Source organism: Kribbella sp. NPDC004875, from assembly GCF_042873375.1.
Lineage (GTDB): Bacteria > Actinomycetota > Actinomycetes > Propionibacteriales > Kribbellaceae > Kribbella.
In genome coordinates, this window is sequence record NZ_JBIALI010000005.1 from 408,897 (window position 1) to 433,052 (window position 24,156).

A 24,156-nucleotide genomic window follows, 5' to 3' on the forward strand; every position below is an offset into this window, starting at 1 on the left:
CGTGCTGCACGCGCGGAGACTGCGCACTCTTGCTCATAACGACCTTGACGCAATCAGATATGATCGTCTTCATAAGACATGACTCACCCGGTGAGGGAGGTGTGCGGTGCCTTTTGGGGAAGTTGGGGGGTCAGGCGCGGATGACGTCGATACCGGCTTCGCGGAAGACCGTCAGCTGGGACTCGTCGGCCTGGGCGTCGGTGACGAGCGTGTCGATCTCGCTGAGCTCGCAGATCCGGGCGAAGGCGCGCTGCCCGAGCTTGGAGGAGTCCGCCACCACGACCACCTTCGCGGCCCGGCTGACGATCAGCTGGTTGATGTTCGCCTCGCCCTCGTGGTGGGCGGTGGCTCCGGTGTCGTCGATCCCGTCGACACCGATGAACGCGATGTCGAGCGACAGGTCGGACAGGATCCGGTGCGACAGCGGGCCGATCATCTCGTAGGACTGCGGCCGCGCCACACCGCCGGTCAGCACCATCTTCACGTGCGGCCGGACGATCAGCTCGTTGGCGATGTTCAGCGCGTTGGTGACGAGCGTGAAGGCCGGCTCGCCATGCTCCGCGGACAGCTCCGGCCGGGTCGCGAGCGTGCGCGCCACCTCGGAGATCGTCGTACCGCCGTTCATCCCGATCACCATGCCGCGGCGTACCAGCGTGGCCGCCGCCTGCGCGATCCGCTGCTTCTCGGACGCGAAACGCGCAGTCTTGTAGCGCAGCGGCAGGTCGTACGACACCGCGTTGGCGACCGCGCCGCCGCGGGTCCTGGTGAGGAGCTGCTGCTTGCCGAGATGGTCCAGGTCGCGCCTGATCGTGGCCGCGGACACATGCAACTGCTCGGCGAGCTCGTCGACGTCGATGGCGCCCTTCTCGGCGAGCGACTCGAGCAAGGTGTTGAGGCGTTCATAACGCTTCACCCGGGGCTCCTCCTTCACACAATCGGTCAGCCGGGTGGCGGCTGGTTGGCACCATTCGATCACGTTCGAGCAGTTTCGACCATGACAAGTGCGGAGACGACATGACCCAGACGCCATTCGTGAGCAGTGAGATCGCCACTCAGCCAGCGCTCTGGCGCCAGGTCTCGGACGGTTTCGCGCAATACAGTGGTGCACTTCCGAAGGCCGGTCAGCGGGTCGCCGTGGTCGGTTGCGGTACCTCCTGGTTCATGGCGATGGCGTACGCCGCGCTGCGCGAGGACCTCGGCCAGGGCGAGACCGACGCGTTCGCCGGCTCGGAGTTCCCGGCCGGCCGCTCGTACGACGCGGTGCTCGTGATCAGCCGCTCCGGTACGACGACCGAGGTACTGGACCTGATCCGGGCGACCGACCTGCCGACGATCGCGATCACCGCCACCGCGGACTCGCCGATCGTCGAACTGGCCGACCAGACCATCCTGCTGGAGTTCGCCGACGAGCAGTCCGTGGTGCAGACCCGGTTCGCGACCACCACGCTGGCGCTGCTGCGGGCGTCGCTCGGTGAGGACCTGACGCAGGCCGCTGCGGACGCTCAGACCGCACTGACCATCGACGTCGACGAACTCGCCAAGCTCGAGCAGGTCACGTACGTCGGCACGCGGTGGACCGTCGGTCTGGCGCACGAGGCCGCGCTCAAGCAGCGCGAGGCGGCGTCCGCGTGGACCGAGGCGTACCCGGCGATGGACTACCGGCATGGCCCGATCGCGATCGCGCAGCCGGGTCGCGGCGTGTGGATCTTCGGTCAGCCGCCGGCGGGCCTGGTCGACGACGTCACCGCCACCGGCGCGACGATCGTCCACCACGATCTCGACCCGATGGCGTCCCTGGTCGTCGCCCAGCGCGTGGCCGTCGCGAAGTCCCTCGCGCTCGGCCTCAATCCGGACCAGCCGCGCAGCCTGTCCCGCTCGGTCATCCTCGACGACTGAAGGCCTGACCGCCTGTCCGCCTGTCCGCCTGGCCGCCTGAAGGCCTGACCGCCTGTCCGCCTGACCGCCTGGCATTTAAGAGGTTCACCCTTGTGCGTGCCCCTTCGCCCCGCGCATCCCGGGGGTGAAGGGGCAACGACGGTGGTTAACGCCTCAAATGGGGCGTCAGGGTGGTGCAGCGGCCGATGGCGGCGGAGGCGGCGGAGGCGGCGGAGGCGAGCAGACCGAGGCCGACGATGACGAGGGTGGTGCGAGTGCCCACCGCCGGGACCAGGACGCCGGCGGTGGCTTGGCCTAGGGCTGAGGTGCCGACGCGGAGGCTGGCGGCAGTGGTGCTGACTCGGCCTTGGAGGGATCCGGGGCTGTACTGCTGGCGTGCCGCGAACATCGCCGGGAGCGTCGGTCCTTCCGCGCACCCGGCGACCACCGCGAGTACCAGCATTACGGCGAACGACGGCGCGAGCGGCCACGTGGTCAGGACGAGACCGTAGGCCGCGACCGACAGCATCGCCACGTGCTCGGGGCGCCAACGGGGCCGGATCACCAACGCCGTCGTGACGCTGCCGAGTTCGACAGCTGTCCAGAGGTAGCCGGCGGCGGACTTCGGCATACCGAGTGACGCCATGTGCAGTGGCAGGGCGATCAGCAGGATGCCGGTGAAGCCCATCAGCAGCGTGGTCGTGACAGTCGAGGCGCGCAGTCGCGGCGTGCGGGCGAGGTGGCGGAGACCGCCGATCACGGACGCCAGGAACGGTTCGCCGGAGGCGCCGACGGGTGGCAGCGCGGGGAGCCGGCTGATCGCGAGGATGCTGAGCGTTGCCGCGACCACGATCACCATGACGGCCGCATCGACCGAGAAGGCCGCGGCGACAGTGGCTGCCGTGGCAGGACCGGCGATCGCCGCGGCGCTGAAGCTGACGGACTCGAAGGCGTTCGCCCGGGCCAGTCGCTCCGGGCGGAACAGACTCGGCAGCATGCTGGTGAACCCGCCACTCACCATCGGCAACGTCGCGCCGGCGACCGCTGCGAGCGCCGGCGTCACCCAGTGCGCGCTGTGACCGACGAGGGCCAGCAGGCTCAGCATGACCACACCGAGCGTCGCCTGGTTGAGGGCGAGGGCACTGCGGCGGCGGGGCGTCCGATCGAGCCAGGCGCCGAGGAGCGGGCCGGTGATGATCGCGGGGAACGCGTACGCCGCGCCGGTGATACCCGCGAGCGCCGCGCTGCCGGTGCGGTCGAGGACCAGCAGAACGAGCGTGAACGCCACCATCTCGTCGGCGAACCGGGCCAGCGTCGCCGCGAGGTAATAACTGGGCACGCCAAGCCTCCTGTAACGCCAACTGCACTGTTACGCGTTACGCTAACAAAGGCGTTACGGGAGGAGTCCAGTGGAAATTCAGTCCCCGGACCGGCAGATCCGGCTGGCCGTCGACCTGGTCAACACGCGAACCTTCGAGCCGGAGCAGCTCAATACCCCGGCCGACCTGCGCGCGTTCCTGCTCGACCACGGCGAGCCCGAGCCGGTCGACGTCGACGGGGCCGATCTGGCGGCGGTGCGGATGGTTCGCGAGTGGCTCCGGCCTGTGTTTCACGGCGATCCAAGTCAGGCGGCACGCGTGCTGAACGCAGTACTCGAGCGGCACGCCGTACGGCCGTATCTGTCGGATCACGACGGGACGCCGTGGCACCTGCACGTGGCGAGGCCGGGGGCTTCGTGGGGCGAGTGGCTGGCCGCCACGACGGCGCTCGGGCTGGCGAGTTTCGCGGCCGGCCACGGGTTCGCCGCGCTGGCGGTCTGTGCCGCCGCGGACTGTGAGCGGGTGTTCGCCAACGCGGCGGAGAACCGGCCGCGGAAGTTCTGTACGCCGCGCTGCTCGAGCCGCACCCGCGTCGCGTCGTACCGGGCCCGAAGGAATTAGCGAAACCAGTTTCGCTTGAGGTCTGGTCTTTGCGAAAGCGCTTGCGCTACTCTGCGGAACGGTCGGCTTGCCGATCGCCATCCCCGCAGAGGAGTTCCGATGAACAGGTTTGCAATCCGTTGTGCTGCAGGGCTTTCCGCGCCGCTTCTGCTGGCCGCCTGCTCCAGTGCGCCGTCCTCGGGCGGCGAGGCCGGCGCCGGGGCAAGTTCCGGAGGGCAGGTCACGATCACGGTCGGTGACCGTCCGAGCAGTTCCGACCCGGCCAACCGGGCCACCTTCGACAAGCGCGTGGCCGACTTCCAGAAGGCCAACCCGGACATCAAGCTGAATCCGGTCGAGACGATCTGGGACGCGACCACGTTCCAGGCCCAGGCGGCCGGCGGGCAGCTGCCCGACGTACTCAACGTGCCGTTCACCGAGCCGCAGGGCATGATCGCCCGCAAACAGGTCGCCGACCTGACGCAGGTGCTCAAGGACAGCGGCCTGATGGACAAGTTCAACCCGAACGTGCTGAAGATCGCCCAGGACAAGTCCGGCAACGTGTTCGCGGTGCCGACGGCGGCGTACTCGGTCGGTCTGGTCTACAACCGGGACCTGTTCAAGAAGGCAGGTCTGGATCCGGACAAGCCGCCGGCGACCTGGGACGAGCTCCGTACGGACGCGAAGCAGATCGCCCAGAAGACCGGTCAGGCCGGCTACGCGCAGCTGACCACGAACAACACCGGTGGCTGGATGTTCACCACCCAGACCTACGCGTTCGGCGGTTCGATCGAGAACGAGGACGGCAGCAAGGCGACGTTCGACGACGCGCCGTCGAAGGCCGCGCTGCAGTCGCTGCACGACATGAAGTGGATCGACAAGTCGATGGGCCAGGCGGTGCTGTACGACATCCCCGGGATCTCCAAGGCGTTCGCGGCCGGGAAGATCGGTATGTACATGGCCGCGCCGGACGCCTACCGCACGTTGGTGCAGCAGAACGGCCTGCCGTCGTCGGCCTTCGGGATCGGCCCGATGCCGCAGCAGGGCGGTGACCACGGCACCCTGAGCGGTGGCAGCGTCCAGATCGTCAGCCCGAACGCGACCGACGCCGAGAAGGCGGCAGCGGTCAAGTGGATCAAGTTCAACTACCTGAACAAGTACGTCGACCAGGACGCCGCGGTGACGAGCGCGAAGGCCGGTGTGGCGGCGAAACTGCCGGTCGGGACCCCGGGCCTGCCGGTGATCTCGGCGGACCAGTGGTCGACGTACCAGGGCTGGATCAAGCCGTACGTCAACGTGCCGCTGGAGAACTTCACGCCGTACACGAAGGTGGTCGCGGACCAGAAGATCATCCCTGAGCCGCCGGTGAAGGCTCAGGAGGTGTACGCCGCGCTCGACCCGGTGGTGCAGTCCGTACTGGGCAACGAGAAAGCCGACATCCCGGCGCTGCTGACCAAGGCCGCCGGCACCGTGAATGCCAAGCTCGGGCGCTGAGTTGCTCCGCCGCCTGCGCAACGGGGTACCGGCAGTGCTGTTCGCGCTGCCGGTGCTCCTGATCTTCCTGGTGTTCTCCTGGGGCCCGATCGTCAAGGGCCTCGTGATGAGCGTGCAGCAGACCAATCTGGTCGATCCGGTCAAGTGGGTCGGGCTGGAGAACTTCCGGTACGTGCTGACCGACCCCGGCGTCGGCCAGGCGGCGCTGAACACGGTCTGGTTCACCTTGCTGGCCTTGCTGTTCGGCTTCCCGCTCCCGGTGCTGCTCGCGATGTTCCTGTCCGAGTTGCGCGGCAGGTCGTGGCTGTACACCACGCTGGCGTACCTGCCCGTGATCACGCCGCCAGTGGTGGCCATCCTGCTCTGGCGGTTCTTCTACGACCCGTCGGCGAGCGGGATGTTCAACACGATCCTCGGCGCCGTGGGGCTCGGTCCGTTCCCGTGGCTGGACAGTCCGTCGTCGGCGATGCCGTCGATCGTGCTGGAGGCGACGTGGGCGGGTGCCGGTAACGCGGTGATCATCTACCTCGCTGCACTGACGTCCGTCCGAGCGGACCTCTACGAAGCGGCCGAGCTGGACGGCGCAGGCGTCGTACGGCGGGTTTGGCACGTCATGTTGCCGCACCTGCGTGGTGTGCTCCTGCTGATGCTGCTCCTGCAGGTGATCGGGACGATGCAGCTGTTCACCGAGCCACTGCTCTTCACGGGCGGTGGACCACAGGGGTCGACGATGACGATTCTGTTGCTGATCTACAACTACGCCTTCGTCAATGGCGACTACGGTGCCGCCACTGCGCTGAGCGTCCTGCTGGCGCTGGCTCTCGCCGTACTGTCGGCCGTGTTCCAGCTCGCGACGCGTGGTTGGAGCACCGAGTGAGCGGGGAGCGGAGTGCGCTGTCCGATGCGGACCGGCGGCTCACCCACGTCAAAGTACCGTTCGTGATCGGACAGGTCGTCGTACTGATCGGACTGCTCGTCGCGGGCCTCGGTCCGTTGCTTTGGTTGCTCAAGGCAGCGATCTCGCCGACACAGGACAGCATCCGCTCGCCACTCGGCTGGTTCCCCTCCGGCGAGGTGCAGTGGCAGAACCTCGCCACCGCCTGGCAGCAGGGCCACATCGGCTACTACCTGGGCAACACCGCCATGATCGCCGCGGGTACGGCGCTCGCGTCGTTGATCGTCTGTACGACGGCCGGCTACGTACTGAGTGTGCTCCGCCCGCGGTGGGGCGCACTGCTGTCCGCGGCGATCCTGGCCACGCTGTTCGTCCCGCACATCGTCTCGCTCGTCCCGCTGTACCTGACCGTGCTCAAGGTGCCGGTGGTGCACGCCAACCTGACCAACACGTTCTGGGCGGTCTGGCTGCCGCCGGCGGCCAGTGCGTTCAACGTGCTGATCGTGAAGCGGTTCTTCGACAGCATCCCTCGTGAGTACTTCGAAGCGGCCCGCATCGACGGCGCCGGCTCGATCCGGGTGTTCACGTCGCTCGTGCTCCCACTGTCGCGGCCGATCCTCGGTGTGGTCGTGCTGCTCAGCATCATCTCTTCGTGGAAGGACTACCTGTGGCCCCTGCTGGTGCTGACGAATCCGGATCTCCAGCCGGTCTCGGTGGCGTTGCCCAAGATCGCCAAGGTGACGGAGCTCAACATCCAGTTGGCGGGTCTGTTCCTGGCCCTGCTGATCCCGGTGCTGCTGTTCCTGGTCTTCCAGCGAGCATTTCTGCGTGGAGTGGGCCTGTCTGGGGGCATCAAGGCGTGAGACGGGTTCTGGTCACCGGTGCGGACGGTTCCATCGGCCGGGCCGCCGTCGACGGTCTGCAAGCCGCCGGGTACGTCGTCACCGGTCTGTCCCTTCGCTACGACCACGCCAGTACGGCGGACCGCTCACTGGTCGGCGATGCGCGGTCGGCGGACGATGTGTCGACCGCCCTCGCCGACGTGGACGCCGTACTGCACCTGGCGGCGATTCCGCACCCCAGTCTGGGGACGCCGGAGGAGGTGTTCGAGAACAACGTCGCGGCGACGTTCAACGTGCTGGCGCAGGCCGGGCAGCGGGGGATCGGTCGTGTCGTGATCGCGAGCAGTATCAACGCGTTCGGCGTGCCGATGAACGTGAACGAGGTCGAGCCGGCGTACTACCCGCTGGACGAGGAGGTGGAGGCGGACATCGCCGATGCGTACTCCTTGTCCAAGAGCGTGGACGAACAGAGTGCGCGGATGGCGTGGCGCCGGTGGGGGACCGACGTGATCGCATTGCGCTTTCCGCTGGTGAAGGACCGTGCGGACCTGCTCAGGTTCGCTGCCCGGGCCGAGAGCGACCCGAAGACGATGGCTCGCGAGGGCTGGGCTTACCTGGACCTCCGGGACGGCGTACGGGCGATCATCGCGGCGCTGGAGTCGACGGCGCCAGGGGCACATGTCGTCGGGCTCGCGGCCGACGACATCCTGATCGACCGGAAGACGGACGAGCTACTGCGCGAGTACGCGCCGGATGTGCCGCTGCGGCGACCGGTCGAGGGACGCGCCTCCCTGGTCGACACCACGCGGGCACAGCAGCTGCTGGGCTTCCGGCCGCGGTACTCGATCCACGATCAGGCGGTGTCGGCGATGACGACCTGAGGTTCGACGTACTCGACGCCGGGCTCGAGGTCGCCCTCGAGCAGCCGGTTCGCGACCCGGCGGCCGATCTCCTCCAGGCCGACGTCGATCGTGGTCAGGTGCCGCGTCCCGCGCTGGTCGTGCATCAGGCTCTCCCAGTTGTCGACGCCGATCAGCGCGATGTCGCCGGGCACCTGCCGGCCGGCGGCGCGGACGGCTCGCTCCACACCACGGCCGATCGCGTCGCTGCCGCAGAAGATCGCGTCCAGGTCGGGCACCTCGGCCAACAGCTCGGTCGCGGCCTGCTCGCCCCACTCCTCGCGCCAGCGCCCGAACCGGACCGGTGCCGCCCACGTGAGCCCGGCCTCGAGGAGCAGCTCGGCGGCGCCCTCGGCCCGGCGTTGCGCGGCCATGTCGTGCCGCTCCGCGGTCAGGTGCGCGATCTTGCGCCGGCCGTTGGTCAGCAGGTGGCTGATCGCGAGCCGCCCGATCGCGTAGTCGTCGGCGGTGATCGTGGTGTCCTGCGGATCCGCCGGCACCGTGAACGCGTTGATCACCGGGACGTCGAACCGGCTGGTCAGCGACGGCGTCCGGAACGACGTACTGGTGCCGATCACGATCACGCCGTCGATCCGGCGGGCACGGAGCTGCAGGATGCTCTCGGTCACGTCGTGCTGCTCGTCCATCCGCGCGTCGTACAGCAGGACGGCCTGCTCCTTCGCGCCCAGCTCGGTGGCCGCGGTGGCGAGCACCACACGGGTGAACGGGTTCGACGCGCGGTGCGTGAGGACGCCGATCGTCTGGCTGCGGCCGCGGGCGAACGACCGGGCCAGGGCGTTGTGACGGAAGCCGAGCCGGTCCGCCGTCACCCGCACGTGCTCCCGGGTGGCTTCCGAGATCCGGTCCGTGCCGTTGAGGGCCTTGGAGGCCGTCGACAGCGACACCCCGGCCGCGGCAGCCACATCGGACAGCGTGATCACCTGGTCGGCCATACACACATCGTAATGAGTCGCGAGCCGTTGACAGCGAGCACGGGGCGTATCAAGGTGTGATCTGCGAAACCGCTTTCGCTTCCCCTGGGAGGAGCACGCCCCATGGCACGTCGCCGCTCCGGCGCAGTCAGTTCCGGCGCAGTCAGTCTTCTCGCGGCCGGTCTGATGCTGGCCGCAGTACTCCAGTCACCCGCCCGCGCGGCCGTCACCGCCGCGCCCTCACTGACCATCACGCCGACGGCCGTCGGCAACACGTTCACCGTCGGGCAGCAGGTGAAGCTGGGCTTCACCACCGACGCGACGACCGTCAACTGGACGGTCCGCGACGCCGGCGGCACCGAAGTCGCCAAAGGCTCCGCATCGGCCGCTTCACTCAACGGACAGCTCCCGCTGTCGATCAGTACGCCGGGTTGGTACCAGACCGACCTCACAGCAGTCGGAACCGACGGTTCCACCACGTTGGGCGGCACCGACTTCGCCGTACTGACTCCGCACGACTTCTCGACCTCGACGGACACCCGGATCGGTGTCGCCGGTGCGCTCGCGTTCAGCAGCGCATCGAATCCTGGTCTCGAATCAGTGCCGCTGATGGCGATGGGCGGTATCTCGACCGACCGGGACGAGGCGTTCTGGTCGGCCGCAGAGACCACCAAGGGCGTCATCGAGTTCCCGCAGCGGTACAAGGACTACAAGGCCGCGCTGGACGCGAACAACGTCGACTTCCTGAACATCCTCGACTACGGCAACTCGCTGTACTACCCGGACGAGGCCCCGGCGACTGACGAGCAGCGTGCTGCTTTCACCCGGTACGCCGTTGCCGCGGTCGACCAGTGGGGCACCGAGCACACGACGTACGAGCTGTGGAACGAATGGAACCTGCGCGACCCGAACGGCGCGGCGAAGGCCAGCCCGGAGAACTACGTCGCGCTGCTGAAGATGGTCAGCGACGCGGTGCGGGCCAAGCATCCGGACGTGAAGCTGACTGGTCCGTCGCTGGCGGTCATCAACGACTGGCAGGGGTGGTTCACAAAGTTCGCGGACCTCGGTGGGCTGGACTACGTCGACGCGGTGACCATCCACCCGTACGTGCAGCCGCTGGACCCGGAGGCCTCGGTCGCCTACGTCAACACCATCCGCAGCATCATGGCGGCACACGGTTCGACCAAACCGATCTACATCACCGAGCAGGGCTGGGCGACCGGTACGAACCCCAGCGCGGTGTCGGAGCCGGCCCAGGCGCGTGATCTGATCCGCGGCCAACTGCTGTCCTACGGCAACGGTGTCGCGCGCTACAGCTCGTACAACTTCATGGATTCCGGGACGGACCCGTCGAACGTCGAGCACCGGTTCGGCCTGGTGCGCAACCGGCTCGACTCACGCGGTGCGCTCGCTCCCAAGCCGTCGTACGTCGCGACCGCCGTCCTGGCCCGCCAGATCGACGAGCGCCCGCTGATCGGCCAGACCCGCTTCGGCACCAACGGGTACGACGTCTCGTTCGACGCCGGTGGTGGTCAGAGCGTCCACGCGGTCTGGGCTGCCACGCCGGGAGTGGTGGCGGCTACCGCACCAGCAGGCTCGACCGTGAAGGTGACGAACCTGTACGGCGTCGAGACCACGCTGACCGCGGACGCCGGTGGACACGTCTGGGTGACGGCCGGACCGGACCCGGTGTACCTGCAGGGTGCGGTCACCGGACCGATGCTTCCGTCGAGCCGGTTCGCGTTGTCGGTGGCCTCGGAGATCGCCGGCGACCCGGCTACGGGCACTCTCACGTTCACCAACCCGGACGCGGTCGCTCACGACTTCACTGTCGCCGCGGGTGGCACTGAGACGACCGGATCCGCGGCACCGGGTGCGACTGCGACGGCTGCCGTTACCTATCCGGCCCAGGACTCCACCGGAGCCCGGACGTACTCCGCCAAGGTGACCGTCGACGGTCAGGCGGTCGCACTGGTGTCGACTACGGGCTCAGCAACGCCACCGCTGTCGGTCACGGCATCGCATGTGCTCAGTGGCAGCGGAAAGGACCTGCTTCGCTACAGGGTCACCAACGCGTCGTCGCATCCACTGCAGCTCGCTGGACTCGACTGGGCCTCTGGAAACGCGTCTGGAACGCTACTCGCCGGCTGCACCATCGCTCCGCACTCCACGGCGGAGGCTGACGTCCCACTGACTCTCACGGCGCCTTCCACGTGGTCGGCGACGCTGCGTCGTACCGGAGCCGCTGATATCAAGGCATCGGGCAAGCTGGCGCCGGTGACCGCCGCGACCGTTGCGAAACGCCACACGGTCACGCTGGACGGCGTCATCGACCCGGTCGTCGCCAAACAGCCCGCCATCGCACTGGAAGGCACCGGTACGCCGCCTGTCACCGGCTGGGGCGGCCCGAGCGACCTGTCCGGTTCGCTCTGGCTCACTCACGACGACCAGAACCTGTATCTGTCCGCCAAGCTCACGGACGACGTGTTCTCGCAGCCCAACCGCAACGGCAACATCTGGGGCGGCGATGGGATCCAGCTCGGGATGACAGCCGGTGCACCCGGTGAGGCGACTGCTACCCAGGAGATCGGTGTCGCCCTGACCGATGCCGGCCCGGTGGACACGTGGCGCTGGACTCCGACGACACAGACCGGTACGCCGCCCGGCGTCCAGGCCAAGGTCGTCCGGGACGAGGCCGCGCACACCACGACGTACGAGATCGCGGTGCCGTGGAGCACGCTCGGGTTCGCGGCGAAGGACCGGTTGCTTTCGGCGACCGTGGTGGTGAACGAGAACGACGGCACCGGACGGCGCGGCTGGCTGACCTGGGGCAAGGGGGTCGCGGAGACCAAGAACCCGGCCCTGTTCAACGCGATCCGGCTGGACCCGGCGACGGCCCGGTAGCCGCCCACCGACTCGGCGTAGGTGCCCTGGAACGCTGCCCGAGGGGCACCTACGCCGAACCCTCTACCGCCCGCCTAGGATCGAGCTATGAGTCACACCGTGCTGGCCGAACTGGTGGCCAACGTGCTGAAGGTCACTGCGAAGGCCGGTGACACGGTGGGCCCGGACGACACACTGGTCATCCTGGAGTCGATGAAGATGGAGATCCCGGTGCTGGCCGAGGTGGCCGGCACCATTGCCGAGCTGAAGGTCGTCGAAGGCGAAGTGGTCCGGGACGGAGACCCGATCGCCGTCATCGACGAGAGGTGATTCAACCGAAATGGCCGTCGAGGCGTCTGTACCAGTGAAGGCACCGGCCGGGAACTTCCGGCCGGGGCACCGCGTTGAGCCGTCGTACAGCGAACCCCAGGATTTCATGGTCCTACCCGGGTTCTCCCGACGTGCGCAGAGGACGGTGACCGCGGCACCATGGCCTTCACGCTCATTGCCGAGAGGACTCAGGGAGGCGTCGCGGTGAAGCCGCTGCACACGCCGACGGTGCCCGCGCCACAGCCGGTCGCCGACGCGCTGCCGTCGTGGGACGAGATCGTCCGCACGCACTCGGCCCGCGTCTACCGGCTCGCCTACCGCCTGACCGGCAACAAGCACGACGCCGAGGACCTGACCCAGGAGGTCTTCGTCCGGGTCTTCCGGTCGCTGTCGTCGTACACACCGGGCACCTTCGAGGGCTGGCTGTACCGGATCACCACGAACCTGTTCCTGGACGGCGCGCGCCGCAAGCAGCGGATCCGTTTCGACGGCCTGCCCGAGGACGCCCACGACCGGCTGCCGGCCAAGGGCGAGGGCCCGGCCGAGAAGCTGGACTCCGATCTCTTCGACCACGACGTGCAGGACGCGCTCGACGCGCTGCCCGAGGACTTCCGCGCCGCGGTCGTGCTGTGCGACATCGAGGGCATGACGTACGACGAGATCGCCGACGTCCTGGACGTGAAGCTCGGCACCGTCCGCAGCCGCATCCACCGCGGCCGGTCGATGCTGCGCAAGCACCTGGAGCACCGGGCCCCGCGGTCCGGCCAGACCCGCGTCGGCGGCCCGCCGGCCGACGGCGGCCTGTTCGGTGACGGGGGTGACCTCGGATGACGCACCCGCTGGACAAGCTGAGCGCCGTGGTCGACGGCGCGCTCGACCACGACTCCCGGGACAAGGTGCTGAGCCACCTGGTCGGCTGCGACAGCTGTCGCGCCGAGGTGGACGCGCAGCGCCGGCTCAAGGCCCGAATGGCGGCGCTCGAGTCGCCGGACCCGTCCACCGACCTGATGCAGCGCCTGATGGGCGTCTCATCGTTCTCGACCGAGCCGCGGGAGGAGGTCCGCCCGGTCCTCACACCGGCGGTCAGCCTGTTCCCGCAGCGGTCCGCGTTTCCGGCCGGGCGTACAGGTGGCACCCGGCCGGGGACGGCCCGTGCGTCGCGCTCCCGGCGCCGCGTCGTCGGTGCAGCCGGTTCGGCCGCCGCAGTAGCCTCCCTGCTCGGTACTGCGTTCGTCGTCGGCGACCCGGCCCGCACGGAGCAGCCGCCTGCGCTGCAACCGCCTGTCGCCAGCTTCTCGTCCGACCACGCGACCACGACCGGCGGGACACCGTTCGCCGACCCGGTCGCAGTGCTGAACTCGTACAACGGTTCGGGGTACGCCGGGCTGAGCTCGTCGCTGCGCCCGGTGGCCCTGACAGGGCGCTGACCGGTGAGCCTCACCCGGCTCGCCGTGCTGGTCAGCACCGCCCTGATCGGTTTCGGTCTGCCCGCCTCCGCCGCCCCGATCCCGGCGTTGGGCGCACCGATCCCCGGCGCCGCACCCGCGGCCGCGAAGCCGGACTCGGTGACCGCCGTCCGCTGGCTGCAACGCGCCGCCGCCGCGCCGAACCAGGTCTCATACCACGGCACGCAGATCTTCACCGCCTGGGGACCGCAGGGCGCGAGCTCGGCGATGTTCGACATCGTGCACGCCGCGTCGCAGGGCTCCGAGGTCAGTGTGCTCGGTTCGTCGTCCGCTCCGGGCGCCAAGGCGTTCGTCCAGCGCGCCACGAGCACCGACGCTGCCATCGACGGCGGACCGCTGGCGTTGCTGCAGGCGACGTACCAGCTGGTCGACAAGTGCTGCACGGACCTGATCGGCCGGACCGCGGTGCTCGTGGAGGCGCTGCGGGGTGATCAGACGCTGGCTGCCCGGTTCTGGATCGACAAGACCACCGGACTGCTCCTGCAGCGCCAGCTGTTCAGCCAGGACGGCAAGACGATGGTGCGGGCCACCGTGTTCACCGAGCTGGAGATCGAGAGCTCCGAGTTCCTCAGTCACCTGCCGCCGATGGTCCCCAGCGGCGTCGAAGCGGTCGGCATGGGCAAGGTCGACAACCTGCGCTCCGAGGGCTGGGTCTGCGCCCCGCAGCTGCCCGCGTCGCTCACGCTGTACGACGTCCACCAGGACACCAGCAACGGCTCACTGCAGTTCTCGTACTCCGACGGCCTGTTCAACGTCTCGTTGTTCGAGCAGCGCGGCGCGCTCGACCCGGCCGCCGTGGCCGGCTTCACCAGCACCGACAGCCCCGGCGTCTACCTGCGCTACGGCATGCCGTCGTACGTCGTCTGGTCGTCCGGAGGGATCGTCTACACGCTGATCGGCGACCTGCCGCCCGACCAGCTCGGACAGGTGGTCAAGGCGTTCCCGCACGAGGCGCCGGCCAGGCTGACCGCGATCCAGCGGCTGGGGACCGGACTGGCGAAAATCGCGACCTGGCTCACTCCGATGGGTGCACTCTCGCCGAAGCTGGGATAATCGAATCTGGAAGTGCCTCCGGTTATCCCCGGCCAGGGCTTCCGACGACCACGACGACGACGTGAGGCGGGGACCGTGACGAGCGACGACGCCGAGCCGACAGTTCCGAACGCGGCGGCTACGGATCCCACTGTCGAGGCCACAGTTGAGCCCACTGCTGAGCCCACTGCTGAGCCCACTGTTGCGCCCAGTGCACGCCCGCCCTTGTCCGCGTTGACGCCGCCCGCTCCGGGAGCGGGGACGATGCCGCTGCGCACGCCCGGCTCCGACGCGGCGTACCGGCAGACGAACGGTGGCCGCTCGACCACGCAGCGCAGCTTCGGCCAGCCCGAGCCGCCGGAGCCCCGGTTCCGGCCGGTGTACCAGGGACAGGCGTGGCCGACCGAGCAGCCGCAGTACCGGCCGGCCTACATCCCGCCACCGCCGGCGGACTGGCACCAGCAGCAGGCCCGCTCGTACCAGAACGAGCCGGCGAAGCTGAACCGCGTCGTGATGATCGCGGCGCTGGTCGCCCTCGTCATCGGTGTGATCGCCGGCGCCGGCGCGGCCACGGCCGTCGTCGCGCTCGGCGGCGGCGCCTCTGACAACACCCCGATCACCCAGCAGCCCGATCCGCCGGTCGGCACCGGCGCGGACCCGAAGATCCGTACCGGCTCGGTGTCCGCGGTCGCCGCGACGCTGCTGCCGAGTGTGGTGCAGCTCAAGGTCCAGGGATCGGACAACTCCGACGCGACCGGCTCCGGCTTCGTGATCGACAACGTCGGCCACATCCTGACCAACAACCACGTGGTCGCGGCCGCCGCCAAGGGTGGCTCGATCCAGGTCGTGACGAACAACAACAAGACCGCGACCGCCCGGTTGGTCGGCCGCTCACCGGCGTACGACCTCGCGGTCGTCCAGGTCGTCGGGCTGGACGCGCCGTCGGTGCAGTTCGGCCGCTCGGACGCCGCTGTGGTCGGGCAGGACGTGGTCGCGATCGGCTCGCCGCTCGGGCTCGCCGGCACCGTCACCTCGGGCATCATCTCGGCGAAGAACCGCCCGGTGACCACCGGCGACGACACCGGCCAGACGTCGTCGTTCATCAGCGCGCTGCAGACCGACGCGGCGATCAACCCGGGCAACTCGGGCGGTCCGCTGGTCGACATGAACGCGCGGGTGATCGGCGTGAACTCCGCGATCGCGACCGTCCGCGGTTCCGAGGACGGGCAGAGCGGGAGCATCGGGCTCGGGTTCGCGATCCCGATCGACCAGGCCCGGCGGACCGCGCAGCAGCTGATCGCCACCGGCAAGGCGTCGTACCCCGTGATCGGGGCGAGTGTGGACATGACGTTCGAGGGCGGTGGCCGGGTCAGCTCGGTGACCGCGAACTCGCCCTCCGCGCGGGCCGGACTGCGGGTCGGCGACGTGATCACCGCGGTCAACAACCAGCCGGTCGACAGCGCCGAGGTACTGATCGTCGCGATCCGCACCTACCAGCCGGGCGAGGCCGTGCGACTCACCTACGAGCGCGGCGGACGGGCCCGGACGGTTACGCTCACTCTCGGCCAGCAGATCGGCTGAACCATCGTGCCCGGAGTCGAGATACGCTTGGCGGCGTCCGTGGCGATGAACAGGAGGTGAGGCCATGTTCGGCATCGGACCACTCGAACTGGTCGTGATCGCGATCGTCGCCGTACTGGTCTTCGGCCCGGATCGGCTGCCGGAGTTCGCCCGGACTGCCGGGCGCCTGCTGCGGCAGGTCCGCCAGATGGTCAACAACGCGCAGAACGACCTGCGCGCCGAGCTCGGTCCGGAGTACGCCGACCTCGAGCTCCAGGACCTGAACCCGAAGAACTTCGTCCGCAAGCACCTCCTGGACCCGATGGAAGACGAGGCGGACAAGCTCGTCTCCGAGTTCAAGGACACCCCGCCGGAGCGGCTGCCGGCCGGCCAGAAGCCGCCCTACGACCCCGAAGCGACCTGACCCCGGCGGAACAGCAACACGGTAGCGATCGCACCCGCGCCCGCGGGCAGCAGCGCGAGCAGGCCCCACAGCGGCGGATAGGGACGGACGCCGTACTCGGACACGACCAGCAGGGTCACGCCCAGCGAAGCCGTGAGGAGTACGACGAGTACGCCCAGCACGCCCGCGATCAGGCGGTGTGAGCGGGCCAGTCCGGCGACCGCCAGCCACAGCAGTGCGTCGAGGACGGCAACGCCGTACAGCAGGCCGTAGAGCGCGCCCTCGGACGCGTGCTTGCCGTACGCCGCATAGGCGGACGTGGCGTGCTCACCGAGGCTCCTGCTGCCGGTCTGGTCGATGATCGCGATCGCGGCGAGCAGGACCGAGAGCCCGACCGCGAGCAGCGCTGTGCCTTTTTCAGAAAGTGACTGTCTCATGCGAGTGACTGTACGAACGGCGCTCGCGCAGGGTCAAGAGTTTTAGACAGTGACTTGCTGAAGCGTGTGACTGTCTCCTATGGTCGGGGGATGGCAACCGGTCTGCGGGAACGCTGGCGTGTGAAGGCGCGGCGGACGATTCAGGAGCGCGCGCTCGACCTGTTCGACGAGCGCGGGTTCGACGCGGTGACGATCGAGGAGATCGCCGCCGCGGCCGAGGTCTCGCCGTCGTCGGTCTACCGGTACTTCGGCACCAAGGAAGGCCTGCTCGTCGCCGACGAGTTCGACACGATGAGCCAGGAAGCCTTGCAGGAGCTGTTCGACCCGAGCGACCCGGTCGGCACCATGACCCGCGTCGTGCGTGCCTACGAGGCGCCGGTGGAAGGCGTCGCCGAGCCCGTCCCGTGGCGCCGGATCCGATACTTCTTCAAAGAACCGTCGGTCCGTACGGCGTTCTGCGCGTCACTCGACCGCGCCGCCCAGCGGATCGCCCCGCTGATGGCGGGTGAGCAGTTCACCGCGACCCAGGCCCGGGTCGCGGCGAACGCTCTCGTCTTCGGCTACTTCGCCGCCCTGGAGCAGTGGTACGTCGACGGCGGGGTCCGTCCCGTCGCGGAGTACGTCGAGGAAGGCCTCGCCCCGCTACGCCCGGTCTGGGCCGTTGGGGGCGAGTAGGTCGTACACCGCGCGGTCGTCGACGTGCGTGGCGATCGGGAACGCGGCCGGCTCGATCCCGACGAGGCGGAAGCCGGCCTTCTCCGCGGTACGCCGGGCCGCGCGGTTCGTGGCCGCCGTTCGGATGACGATGCGCGGGCCGGCGAAGCGCGCGAAGTACCACTCGGCGACTTGCCGGATCGCCTCGGCCATCACGCCACGGCCTTGCGCGTCGGGGTGCAGCCAGTAGCCAACCTCGACATCGGTGTCGAGGTTGAACAGGGTGACGTTGCCCAGCCCCTGATCGGTCTCGTGGTCCGCCACGCACCAGTTGAAGCGCCTCCCGGCAGCAGCCTGTTCGGCCATGTCCTTCAGCCAGAAACGGGCGTCCTCAGCGGTGAACGGCTGCGGGATGAACGGCAGGAAGTGCGCGGTCGCCTGGTTGGTGCGCGCCGTACAGATCCGGTCGAGCTCGTCCTGGCGCCACCGCCGCAACCGCAGCCGTGACGTCTCCAGGACCGGATGCTCGAACCCGGCCACCCGCGGGTCAGCGACCGGCGGGGGACAGGCCGAGCTGACGGCCGAGGAGGCCGCGGGGCTTACCGCCGAGGGTGGCCGCGATCTTGTCGAGCATCTGGGCCGCCGGGGTGTCCGGGTCGGCCAGCGCGAGCGGCTGGCCGAGGTCGCCACCGGAGCGGAGCCGCTCGTCGAGCGGGATCTCACCGAGCAGCGGGATCTGGTACCCGAGGCGTGCGGACAGGGTCTCGGCGACCCGGGTGCCGCCGCCGGAGCCGAAGATCTCGATCCGGTGCTCGGGACCGCAGTGCGGGCACGGCAGGTACGACATGTTCTCGACCACGCCGGCCACCCGCTGGTGCACCATCTGCGCCATCGTTCCGGCCCGCTCGGCCACCTCGGCGGCCGCTTCCTGCGGGGTCGTCACGACGATCACCTCGGCGCTGGTCAGCCGCTGGCCGACCGAGATCGCGATGTCGCCGGTGCCCGGCGGCAGGTCGAGGAGCAGTACGTCGAGGTCGCCCCAGTACACGTCGGCGAGCATCTGCACCAGCGCACGGTCCAGGATCGGGCCGCGCCAGGCGACCACCTGGTCCCGCTTCGGCTTCAGCATGCCGATCGAGATCACCTTCACGCCGTGCGCGGGCACCGGCATGATCATGTCGTCCACCGCGGTCGGCCGCTCGTCCGCGACGCCGAACATGGCCGGCACCGAGTGCCCGTAGATGTCCGCGTCCAGGACGCCGACCGACAGACCCTGCCGCGCCATCGCGACCGCCAGGTTCACCGTCACCGAGGACTTGCCCACGCCGCCCTTGCCGGACGCGATCGCGAACACCTTGGTCAGCGAGTCCGGCCGGGAGAACGGGATCTCCTTCTCGGCCACGCCGCCGCGCAGCTGCGTCTGCAGCGCCGAACGCTGCTCGGCGGACATCACGCCGAGGTCGATCTCGACGCCGCTGACCCCGTCCAGCTTGTTGACCGCGGCGGTCACGTCGCGACGTAGCGTGTCCTTCATCGGACAGCCGGCGACAGTCAGCAGGATCCGGACCGCGACCACGCCGTCCTCCCGGACGACGACGGACTCGACCATGCCGAGATCCGTGATCGGTTTGCGGATCTCCGGGTCCAGCACGCCACCGAGCGCCGTGGTCACCTGATCAGCAGTGGGAGCCATACCCCAAGGCTACGTGCTCGCCCGCGAAAGCCTGACCACGGTCCGTGTGAGCTACATCCAGGAAGGCAACCCTTACCCACCCTCCGCACCCTCCCCAACCCTGCCCGCCGTCGCCAACCCTGCCCGCCGTCGCCATTTGAGTGGTGAACCACCCGGAGTGCCCCTTACTGCCCCGCATGCGACGGGTGAACGGGCAATGCGAGTGGTGAACCACTGAAACGAACCCAGGGGGCGGCGGGGGTTAGAGGCCGGGGGCGCCGTAGATGGGGAACCAGCGGGAGAGGTCTTGTTCGAAGTTGAGGTCGGCGCCTACTACGGACTTGATCTGGAGTTCGGTGGCGTTGTCGCGGCGGTCGGCGCCGACCGGGACGAAGGGGTACCAGGAGCCGCGTTTGTAGAGGTAGACGAGGCCGAGCGACTGGGTGCCGTTGGTGAAGGCGACCAGGGTGCAGAGCAGGGCGTTGCCGAAGCCGGCGTCGACCAGCGAGCTGTTGACCGCGTGCAGGTCAGTGACCAGGGTCTCCAGGTCGTCGGGGGCCGTCTGCCGGACCAGCCACGTGAACCCGTAGGAGTCCGTCGTACTGGTGAACTTGCCGTTGTCGAGGGCGAGCAGCTTGTCGACCTCGTCGCGGAGCGTGCTGAAGCCGCCGCCCTCGGCCGCCTTGAAGCAGACCGATCCGCTGCCGGTCGGACGGTAGCCGGCCGCGGTCTCCAGCGTGATCGCGGCCGACGGTACGGAGAACAGCTGATCGAGATTCGGCGGGACCGCCTTGCTCCGGCCGAGAAGGATGTCTAGAAGACCCATGTGTCGATTCTCAGGCCTGCTCGCCCAGTTGGCGGGACAGCGTGCCGAGGCGGTCGAGGCGGACTTCCAGGGAGGGGTGCGTCGAGAACAGCGACGACAGGCTCGCGCCGGCCTTGCCGGAGATCGCCGGAGCGAAGAAGAACGCGTTGAACGCCTGCGCCTGACGCAGGTCGCGGGACGGGATCCGGGCGATGTCCCCGCTGATCTTCGTCAAGGCCGACGCCAGCGCCGATGGTCTGCCGGTCAGCATCGCGCCGGCGCGGTCGGCGGCCAGTTCGCGGTACCGCGAGAGGGCGCGGGTCAGCAGGAACGAGATCGCGTAGACCAGGATCGAGACCGCGATGATCGTCAGCACGACGAGCGCCGCGTTCTGGTCGCGGTTGCCGCGGCCGAGGCCGCCGTACAGTCCGAAGCGGGTGATCAGGCCGGCCAGGACACCGAGGAACGACGCGATCGTCATCACCGCGACATCGCGGTGCGCGACGTGCGAGAGCTCGTGCGACAGCACGCCCTCGAGCTCGTCGTTGTCCAGCCGCCGCATGATGCCGGTCGTCACGCAGACGACCGCGTTCTTCGGGTTCCGGCCGGTGGCGAACGCGTTTGGCATGTCGACGTCGGCGACGGCGACCCGCGGCTTCGGCATGTCGGCCAGCGCGCACAGCCGGTCGATCGCGCCGTGCAGCTGCGGCGCCTCCTCGGGCGTGACGATCCGGCCGCCCATCGCGTACAGCGCGATCCGGTCGGAGAACCAGTACTGCGCGAACAGCGCGCCGCCCGCGATTACCACGGCGAGCACCGCGCTCTTGGTCAGCGCGATCAGCAGGGCCACGAAACCGACGTACAGCAGACCGAGCAGGAAGCTCGTGATCACCATCCGGCTGGAGAGCCCCCGGTCAGGCGCGAATCGAGTCTTCATCCCACGTCCTTCCTCACCTGATAGTGAGAGTAGCTCGGGGTCAAACCCGGTCGTCCTCGCGGCTGCGCAGATCCAGGTCGGCGAGCAGCGAACGGAGCTCGGACCGCAGGAAGTCACGGGTGGCGACCTCGCCGACCGCCATCCGCAGTGACGCCATCTCGCGGGCCAGGAACTCCATGTCGGCGCGGGTCCGGGCGTCGACGTCGCGGTCCCGCTCGTACTGGACCCGGTCGCGGGCCTCCTGCCGGTTCTGGGCGAGCAGGATCAGCGGAGCGGCGTACGACGCCTGCAGACTGAGCGCGAGCGTGAGGAAGATGAACGGATACTCGTCGAAGCGCAGGCTGGACGGCGCGAAGATGTTCCAGCCGACCCAGAACAGGATGGTCGCGGTCATGTAGACCAGGAACTGCCCGGTGCCGAGGAAGCGGGCGATCCGCTCGGACAGCCGCCCGAACGCGTCCGCGTCGTACGTCGGCCGCGGGACGAACGTCCGCCGCCAGTCCCGCGGTACGTCGAGCCGCGTGCTCCCGCGGAACATCCGCCGCTCGTCCGAACTCCGGCGGCGCTCCTCGGTGGTACTGCTGCGCGGCGTGCTGCCGCGCGGGCGCCGGTCGTCGGCGCTGCGGTCGTCACGGGGCATCGTGGTCCACCTCCTGCGGCGTTGAAGGCGTTGAAGGCGTTGAGGGAATGGAAGGCCCTGTCGGTTCTGCGGGTTCGGTGTGGTCGTTCTCCCGCCAGTCGTCGGGGAGCAGATGGTCGAGCACGTCGTCGACGGTCACCGCACCCAACAGCCTGCCCTCGTCGTCCAGCACCGGCGCGGCGACCAGGTTGTACGTCGCCAGGTACTTGCTGACCGTCTGCAGGCTGTCGTCGGGCCGCAGGCCGTCCAGGTCGGTGTCCAGTGCGGCGGACACCAGCTCGGACGGTGGCTCGCGGAGCAGCCGCTGGATGTGGCCGATCCCGATGAACCGTCCGGTCGGCGTCTCCAGTGGGGGCCGGCAGACGTAGATCATGGCGGCCAGTGCGGGACTCAGGTCGGCGTTGCGTACGTGTGCCAGCGCATCGGCCACGGTGGCGTCCACCGGCAGGATGACCGGCTCCGACGTCATCAGACCGCCCGCGGTGTGTTCCTCGTAGGTCAGCAGCCGCCGTACGTCCTCTGCTTCTTCCGGCTCCATCAGTGTCAAGAGGCGCTCGGCGGTGTCGGTCGGGAGCTCGGCGATCAGGTCGGCCGCGTCGTCCGGGGACATCTCCTCCAGCACGTCCGCCGCGCGCTCGGTGTCCAGTCCGGCGAGGATCTCGACCTGGATGTCCTCCGGCAGCTCCTCGAGTACGTCGGCCAGCCGCTCGTCGTCCAGTGCGACCGCGATCTCGTTGCGGCGCTTGACCGACAGGTCGTGCAGTACGCCGGCCAGGTCGGCCGCACGCATCGATTCGAACGCGGCCAGGATGTGCGTCGCACCCTGACCCTCCTCGACCTGCGTGAACCCACTGACGTCGGCCCAGTCGAGTACATGCGTCTGCCCACGCCGCCGGAACCGTTTGGAGCCCTCGCGGACCGCCACCTTGGTCAGCAACCAGTCCCGGGTCCGCCACTGTTCCATCGCCATGTCGAACACCACCGCGGTGGCGCCGGTGTCGGCAATGGTGACGGTCCGGTCGAGCAGCTCACCCAGCACCAGCACTTCGGTCGCTCGCTGCTCGAAGCGCCGCATGTTGAGCAGGCCGGTGGTGATGACGTGACCGACGTCGACAGACGTCACCCGGGTCATCGGGAGGAAGATGCGGCGCCGGGTGAACACCTCGACGACCAGGCCGAGCACCCGGGGCGGCTGGTTGCCCTGACGCATCATGGCGACCACGTCCCGGACCTTGCCGACCTGGTCCCCGTTGGGGTCGTACACCGGCAGCCCCGCCAGCCGAGCGACGTAAACCCGCGACGGTGATCCGGTCATGTCCGAAGGCTAACCCGCCGAGCGTGAGTCTCGGCTGAGGACGCTTCGTAGACTTTGCTCCTCGGGCGACGTGGGAAGTGGGGGTGGGCATGCTGGGTACCACCGGGCTCGGAGCCGACGACGAGGCGGCGTACCTGGACCTGATCCGGCGCGGTGCCGCGGCACTGGGCGACCTGGCGGTACGGCTCGGGTGGCCCGTGGACGAGGTGCGGCGCGCGGTCGACGTCCTCCAGGCCGAAGGGTTCGTGCACCGGACGCCGGCTCCCGGGGAGCTGATCGTCCCGGTGCCGCCGGAGCTGGCGGTCGAGCAGCTCATCCAGCGGCAGGAGGAGGAGTTCGAGCGGATCCGCAAGGCGGCGTACCGGCTGGCGGCCGAGGCGACCCGGCAGGGTGGTGCGCGGCGGACGGAGGAGCTCATCGAGATCGTCACCGGGGAGACCGCGGTCGGGCTGGCGTTCGATCGCGTCCAGCGGACGGCGCGCACCGAGATGCGTGAGCTGGTCGCTCCGCCGTACGTCGCCTCCGCGGAGGTGAACAGCACGCAGCTGGCCCGGCAAGGGGCGGGTGTCACCTATCGGGTCGTCTATGACAACTCGGCGCTCGGCGACCCGGTACTGGCGGCCAGCGCGGTCAGCCATGTGCGTGCGGGGGAGCAGGCCCGGATCGCGGACGTGCTGCCGACCAAACTCGCGGTCGCGGACCGGGAGCTGGCTCTGCTGCCGCTGGACTGGGCCACGCCGGCGCAGGACGCGGCGCTGCTGGTCCATCCGTGCAGTCTGCTGGACGCGCTCGTCGCGCTGTTCGAGACCGTGTGGAACCGGGCCAGTCCGTTGTCGGTGACCGACTCGAACGGTCTGCAGGCCGAGGCGGCGATGTCCGCCGAGGACAGGCACCTGCTGTCCTTGCTCGTTGCCGGTCTGACCGATGACGCGGCCGGTGCGCGGCTGGGGATCAGCCGGCGCACTGTCGCCCGCAGAGTGCAGCAGCTGATGGAGCAGACGCACTCGCGGTCCCGGCTGCAGCTCGGTTGGCACGCCCGCGATCGCGGCTGGCTGTGATCCGACCCTGACCCAGTTGGTCGTGACCAGTTTGCGCCAGGTGGATCGATAGCAGTCGGGGCATCGCGCCACATGTAATGCGGGGATTGCTGGTTCTCCCCTCAGCTT

Annotated in this window: 25 protein-coding genes; 15 read left to right on the top strand and 10 right to left on the bottom strand. The window is 69.1% G+C overall.

Annotated features, from left to right (window positions below; all coding sequences use genetic code 11):
• Window positions 1-130: 130 nt before the first annotated feature.
• Entirely contained in the window at window positions 131-913 is a 783-nt protein-coding gene (locus ACFYRH_RS28465) for a DeoR/GlpR family DNA-binding transcription regulator (RefSeq protein WP_387781771.1), read from the bottom strand.
• Window positions 914-1,014: 101 nt separating this feature from the next.
• Here ACFYRH_RS28465 and ACFYRH_RS28470 point away from each other — a divergent pair, with 101 nt between their 5' ends.
• On the top strand, window positions 1,015-1,896 hold the full coding sequence (locus tag ACFYRH_RS28470) for an SIS domain-containing protein (protein WP_387781773.1): 882 nt from the start codon (window positions 1,015-1,017) through the stop codon (window positions 1,894-1,896).
• Between the two features lie 145 nt (window positions 1,897-2,041).
• Here ACFYRH_RS28470 and ACFYRH_RS28475 read toward each other — a convergent pair whose 3' ends face one another.
• Window positions 2,042-3,214, bottom strand: a complete 1,173-nt coding sequence (locus ACFYRH_RS28475) for an MFS transporter (RefSeq protein WP_387781775.1) — start codon at window positions 3,212-3,214, stop codon at window positions 2,042-2,044.
• Window positions 3,215-3,284: 70 nt separating this feature from the next.
• On the opposite strand from ACFYRH_RS28475, the gene ACFYRH_RS28480 reads away from it, so the two are divergent.
• The 5 genes from ACFYRH_RS28480 (at window position 3,285) to ACFYRH_RS28500 (ending at window position 7,906) form a co-directional block, all read left to right on the top strand.
• Entirely contained in the window at window positions 3,285-3,815 is a 531-nt protein-coding gene (locus ACFYRH_RS28480; protein WP_387781777.1) for an ABATE domain-containing protein, read from the top strand.
• A gap of 99 nt (window positions 3,816-3,914) precedes the next feature.
• The gene (locus ACFYRH_RS28485; protein WP_387781779.1) at window positions 3,915-5,288 is read left to right on the top strand and encodes an extracellular solute-binding protein; all 1,374 of its coding nucleotides are present in this window, start codon (window positions 3,915-3,917) and stop codon (window positions 5,286-5,288) included.
• Window positions 5,269-6,165, top strand: a complete 897-nt coding sequence (locus ACFYRH_RS28490; protein ID WP_387781781.1) for a carbohydrate ABC transporter permease — start codon at window positions 5,269-5,271, stop codon at window positions 6,163-6,165. The genes ACFYRH_RS28485 and ACFYRH_RS28490 overlap by 20 nt, the downstream gene beginning before the upstream one ends.
• On the top strand, window positions 6,162-7,046 hold the full coding sequence (locus ACFYRH_RS28495; protein WP_387781783.1) for a carbohydrate ABC transporter permease: 885 nt from the start codon (window positions 6,162-6,164) through the stop codon (window positions 7,044-7,046). The genes ACFYRH_RS28490 and ACFYRH_RS28495 overlap by 4 nt, the downstream gene beginning before the upstream one ends.
• Window positions 7,043-7,906: an NAD-dependent epimerase/dehydratase family protein gene (locus ACFYRH_RS28500; protein ID WP_387781785.1), complete on the top strand. Its 864-nt coding sequence runs from the start codon at window positions 7,043-7,045 to the stop codon at window positions 7,904-7,906. The genes ACFYRH_RS28495 and ACFYRH_RS28500 overlap by 4 nt, the downstream gene beginning before the upstream one ends.
• On the opposite strand, the gene ACFYRH_RS28505 is transcribed toward ACFYRH_RS28500, so the two are convergent.
• The gene (locus tag ACFYRH_RS28505) at window positions 7,879-8,877 is read right to left on the bottom strand and encodes a LacI family DNA-binding transcriptional regulator (protein WP_387781787.1); all 999 of its coding nucleotides are present in this window, start codon (window positions 8,875-8,877) and stop codon (window positions 7,879-7,881) included. The genes ACFYRH_RS28500 and ACFYRH_RS28505 overlap by 28 nt on opposite strands.
• Window positions 8,878-8,979: 102 nt before the next feature.
• Between ACFYRH_RS28505 and ACFYRH_RS28510 the strand changes: the two genes are divergently transcribed.
• From ACFYRH_RS28510 to ACFYRH_RS28540, 7 genes are all read left to right on the top strand, one after another.
• A complete protein-coding gene (locus ACFYRH_RS28510) occupies window positions 8,980-11,760 on the top strand; it encodes a sugar-binding protein (protein WP_387781789.1) in 2,781 nt (926 codons plus the stop codon).
• An 87-nt stretch (window positions 11,761-11,847) separates the two neighbouring features.
• Window positions 11,848-12,069 (top strand): biotin/lipoyl-binding carrier protein, encoded by a 222-nt coding sequence (locus ACFYRH_RS28515; RefSeq protein WP_387781791.1) that lies wholly within the window; start codon window positions 11,848-11,850, stop codon window positions 12,067-12,069.
• A 159-nt stretch (window positions 12,070-12,228) separates the two neighbouring features.
• Window positions 12,229-12,900: an RNA polymerase sigma factor SigE gene (gene sigE, locus ACFYRH_RS28520; RefSeq protein ID WP_387781793.1), complete on the top strand. Its 672-nt coding sequence runs from the start codon at window positions 12,229-12,231 to the stop codon at window positions 12,898-12,900.
• Entirely contained in the window at window positions 12,897-13,496 is a 600-nt protein-coding gene (locus ACFYRH_RS28525) for an anti-sigma factor family protein (protein WP_387781795.1), read from the top strand. The genes sigE and ACFYRH_RS28525 overlap by 4 nt, the downstream gene beginning before the upstream one ends.
• 3 nt (window positions 13,497-13,499) lie before the next feature.
• A complete protein-coding gene (locus ACFYRH_RS28530) occupies window positions 13,500-14,588 on the top strand; it encodes a sigma-E factor regulatory protein RseB domain-containing protein (protein WP_387781797.1) in 1,089 nt (362 codons plus the stop codon).
• 243 nt (window positions 14,589-14,831) lie between these two features.
• Window positions 14,832-16,148, top strand: a complete 1,317-nt coding sequence (locus tag ACFYRH_RS28535; RefSeq protein WP_387781799.1) for a S1C family serine protease — start codon at window positions 14,832-14,834, stop codon at window positions 16,146-16,148.
• Window positions 16,149-16,212: 64 nt separating this feature from the next.
• Window positions 16,213-16,551, top strand: coding sequence for a sec-independent translocase (locus tag ACFYRH_RS28540; RefSeq protein ID WP_387781801.1), 339 nt, complete (start codon window positions 16,213-16,215; stop codon window positions 16,549-16,551).
• Here ACFYRH_RS28540 and ACFYRH_RS28545 read toward each other — a convergent pair.
• Complete coding sequence (locus ACFYRH_RS28545) at window positions 16,530-16,967, bottom strand: hypothetical protein (protein ID WP_387781803.1); 438 nt, start codon at window positions 16,965-16,967, stop codon at window positions 16,530-16,532. The two genes, ACFYRH_RS28540 and ACFYRH_RS28545, sit on opposite strands and share 22 nt — an antisense overlap.
• 90 nt (window positions 16,968-17,057) lie before the next feature.
• Here ACFYRH_RS28545 and ACFYRH_RS28550 point away from each other — a divergent pair, with 90 nt between their 5' ends.
• Entirely contained in the window at window positions 17,058-17,642 is a 585-nt protein-coding gene (locus ACFYRH_RS28550) for a TetR/AcrR family transcriptional regulator (protein WP_387781805.1), read from the top strand.
• Here ACFYRH_RS28550 and ACFYRH_RS28555 read toward each other — a convergent pair.
• The 6 genes from ACFYRH_RS28555 to ACFYRH_RS28580 all read right to left on the bottom strand — a co-directional run bounded on the left by ACFYRH_RS28555 (window position 17,610) and on the right by ACFYRH_RS28580 (window position 22,990).
• Entirely contained in the window at window positions 17,610-18,161 is a 552-nt protein-coding gene (locus ACFYRH_RS28555; protein ID WP_387781807.1) for a GNAT family N-acetyltransferase, read from the bottom strand. The genes ACFYRH_RS28550 and ACFYRH_RS28555 overlap by 33 nt on opposite strands.
• 7 nt (window positions 18,162-18,168) lie before the next feature.
• Entirely contained in the window at window positions 18,169-19,314 is a 1,146-nt protein-coding gene (locus ACFYRH_RS28560) for an Mrp/NBP35 family ATP-binding protein (RefSeq protein ID WP_387781809.1), read from the bottom strand.
• Window positions 19,315-19,555: 241 nt separating this feature from the next.
• Window positions 19,556-20,119 carry a hypothetical protein gene (locus tag ACFYRH_RS28565; protein ID WP_387781811.1) on the bottom strand — a complete coding sequence of 188 codons (564 nt, stop codon included), beginning with the start codon at window positions 20,117-20,119 and terminating at the stop codon, window positions 19,556-19,558.
• A gap of 10 nt (window positions 20,120-20,129) precedes the next feature.
• On the bottom strand, window positions 20,130-21,035 hold the full coding sequence (gene htpX, locus ACFYRH_RS28570) for a zinc metalloprotease HtpX (RefSeq protein WP_387781813.1): 906 nt from the start codon (window positions 21,033-21,035) through the stop codon (window positions 20,130-20,132).
• Window positions 21,036-21,075: 40 nt separating this feature from the next.
• Window positions 21,076-21,573, bottom strand: a complete 498-nt coding sequence (locus ACFYRH_RS28575; protein ID WP_387782546.1) for a DUF1003 domain-containing protein — start codon at window positions 21,571-21,573, stop codon at window positions 21,076-21,078.
• Window positions 21,574-21,664: 91 nt separating this feature from the next.
• Window positions 21,665-22,990, bottom strand: a complete 1,326-nt coding sequence (locus ACFYRH_RS28580) for a magnesium transporter MgtE N-terminal domain-containing protein (RefSeq protein WP_387781815.1) — start codon at window positions 22,988-22,990, stop codon at window positions 21,665-21,667.
• A gap of 89 nt (window positions 22,991-23,079) precedes the next feature.
• Between ACFYRH_RS28580 and ACFYRH_RS28585 the strand changes: the two genes are divergently transcribed.
• Complete coding sequence (locus ACFYRH_RS28585) at window positions 23,080-24,048, top strand: transcriptional regulator TrmB (RefSeq protein WP_387781817.1); 969 nt, start codon at window positions 23,080-23,082, stop codon at window positions 24,046-24,048.
• Window positions 24,049-24,156 lie beyond the last annotated feature (108 nt).

What these genes read in the sequence shown, in the direction of transcription:
- sigE (WP_387781793.1), top strand. Translation starts at nt 12,229, where the DNA reads ATGGCCTTCACGCTCATTGCCGAGAGGACTCAGGGAGGCGTCGCGGTG.
- ACFYRH_RS28545 (WP_387781803.1), bottom strand. Translation starts at nt 16,967, where the DNA reads ATGAGACAGTCACTTTCTGAAAAAGGCACAGCGCTGCTCGCGGTCGGG.
- ACFYRH_RS28540 (WP_387781801.1), top strand. Translation starts at nt 16,213, where the DNA reads ATGTTCGGCATCGGACCACTCGAACTGGTCGTGATCGCGATCGTCGCC.
- ACFYRH_RS28575 (WP_387782546.1), bottom strand. Translation starts at nt 21,573, where the DNA reads ATGTTCCGCGGGAGCACGCGGCTCGACGTACCGCGGGACTGGCGGCGG.
- ACFYRH_RS28515 (WP_387781791.1), top strand. Translation starts at nt 11,848, where the DNA reads ATGAGTCACACCGTGCTGGCCGAACTGGTGGCCAACGTGCTGAAGGTC.
- ACFYRH_RS28470 (WP_387781773.1), top strand. Translation starts at nt 1,015, where the DNA reads ATGACCCAGACGCCATTCGTGAGCAGTGAGATCGCCACTCAGCCAGCG.
- ACFYRH_RS28565 (WP_387781811.1), bottom strand. Translation starts at nt 20,119, where the DNA reads ATGGGTCTTCTAGACATCCTTCTCGGCCGGAGCAAGGCGGTCCCGCCG.
- ACFYRH_RS28485 (WP_387781779.1), top strand. Translation starts at nt 3,915, where the DNA reads ATGAACAGGTTTGCAATCCGTTGTGCTGCAGGGCTTTCCGCGCCGCTT.
- ACFYRH_RS28535 (WP_387781799.1), top strand. Translation starts at nt 14,832, where the DNA reads ATGCCGCTGCGCACGCCCGGCTCCGACGCGGCGTACCGGCAGACGAAC.
- ACFYRH_RS28525 (WP_387781795.1), top strand. Translation starts at nt 12,897, where the DNA reads ATGACGCACCCGCTGGACAAGCTGAGCGCCGTGGTCGACGGCGCGCTC.
- ACFYRH_RS28505 (WP_387781787.1), bottom strand. Translation starts at nt 8,877, where the DNA reads ATGGCCGACCAGGTGATCACGCTGTCCGATGTGGCTGCCGCGGCCGGG.
- ACFYRH_RS28510 (WP_387781789.1), top strand. Translation starts at nt 8,980, where the DNA reads ATGGCACGTCGCCGCTCCGGCGCAGTCAGTTCCGGCGCAGTCAGTCTT.
- ACFYRH_RS28580 (WP_387781815.1), bottom strand. Translation starts at nt 22,990, where the DNA reads ATGACCGGATCACCGTCGCGGGTTTACGTCGCTCGGCTGGCGGGGCTG.
- htpX (WP_387781813.1), bottom strand. Translation starts at nt 21,035, where the DNA reads ATGAAGACTCGATTCGCGCCTGACCGGGGGCTCTCCAGCCGGATGGTG.
- ACFYRH_RS28585 (WP_387781817.1), top strand. Translation starts at nt 23,080, where the DNA reads ATGCTGGGTACCACCGGGCTCGGAGCCGACGACGAGGCGGCGTACCTG.
- ACFYRH_RS28490 (WP_387781781.1), top strand. Translation starts at nt 5,269, where the DNA reads ATGCCAAGCTCGGGCGCTGAGTTGCTCCGCCGCCTGCGCAACGGGGTA.
- ACFYRH_RS28550 (WP_387781805.1), top strand. Translation starts at nt 17,058, where the DNA reads ATGGCAACCGGTCTGCGGGAACGCTGGCGTGTGAAGGCGCGGCGGACG.
- ACFYRH_RS28560 (WP_387781809.1), bottom strand. Translation starts at nt 19,314, where the DNA reads ATGGCTCCCACTGCTGATCAGGTGACCACGGCGCTCGGTGGCGTGCTG.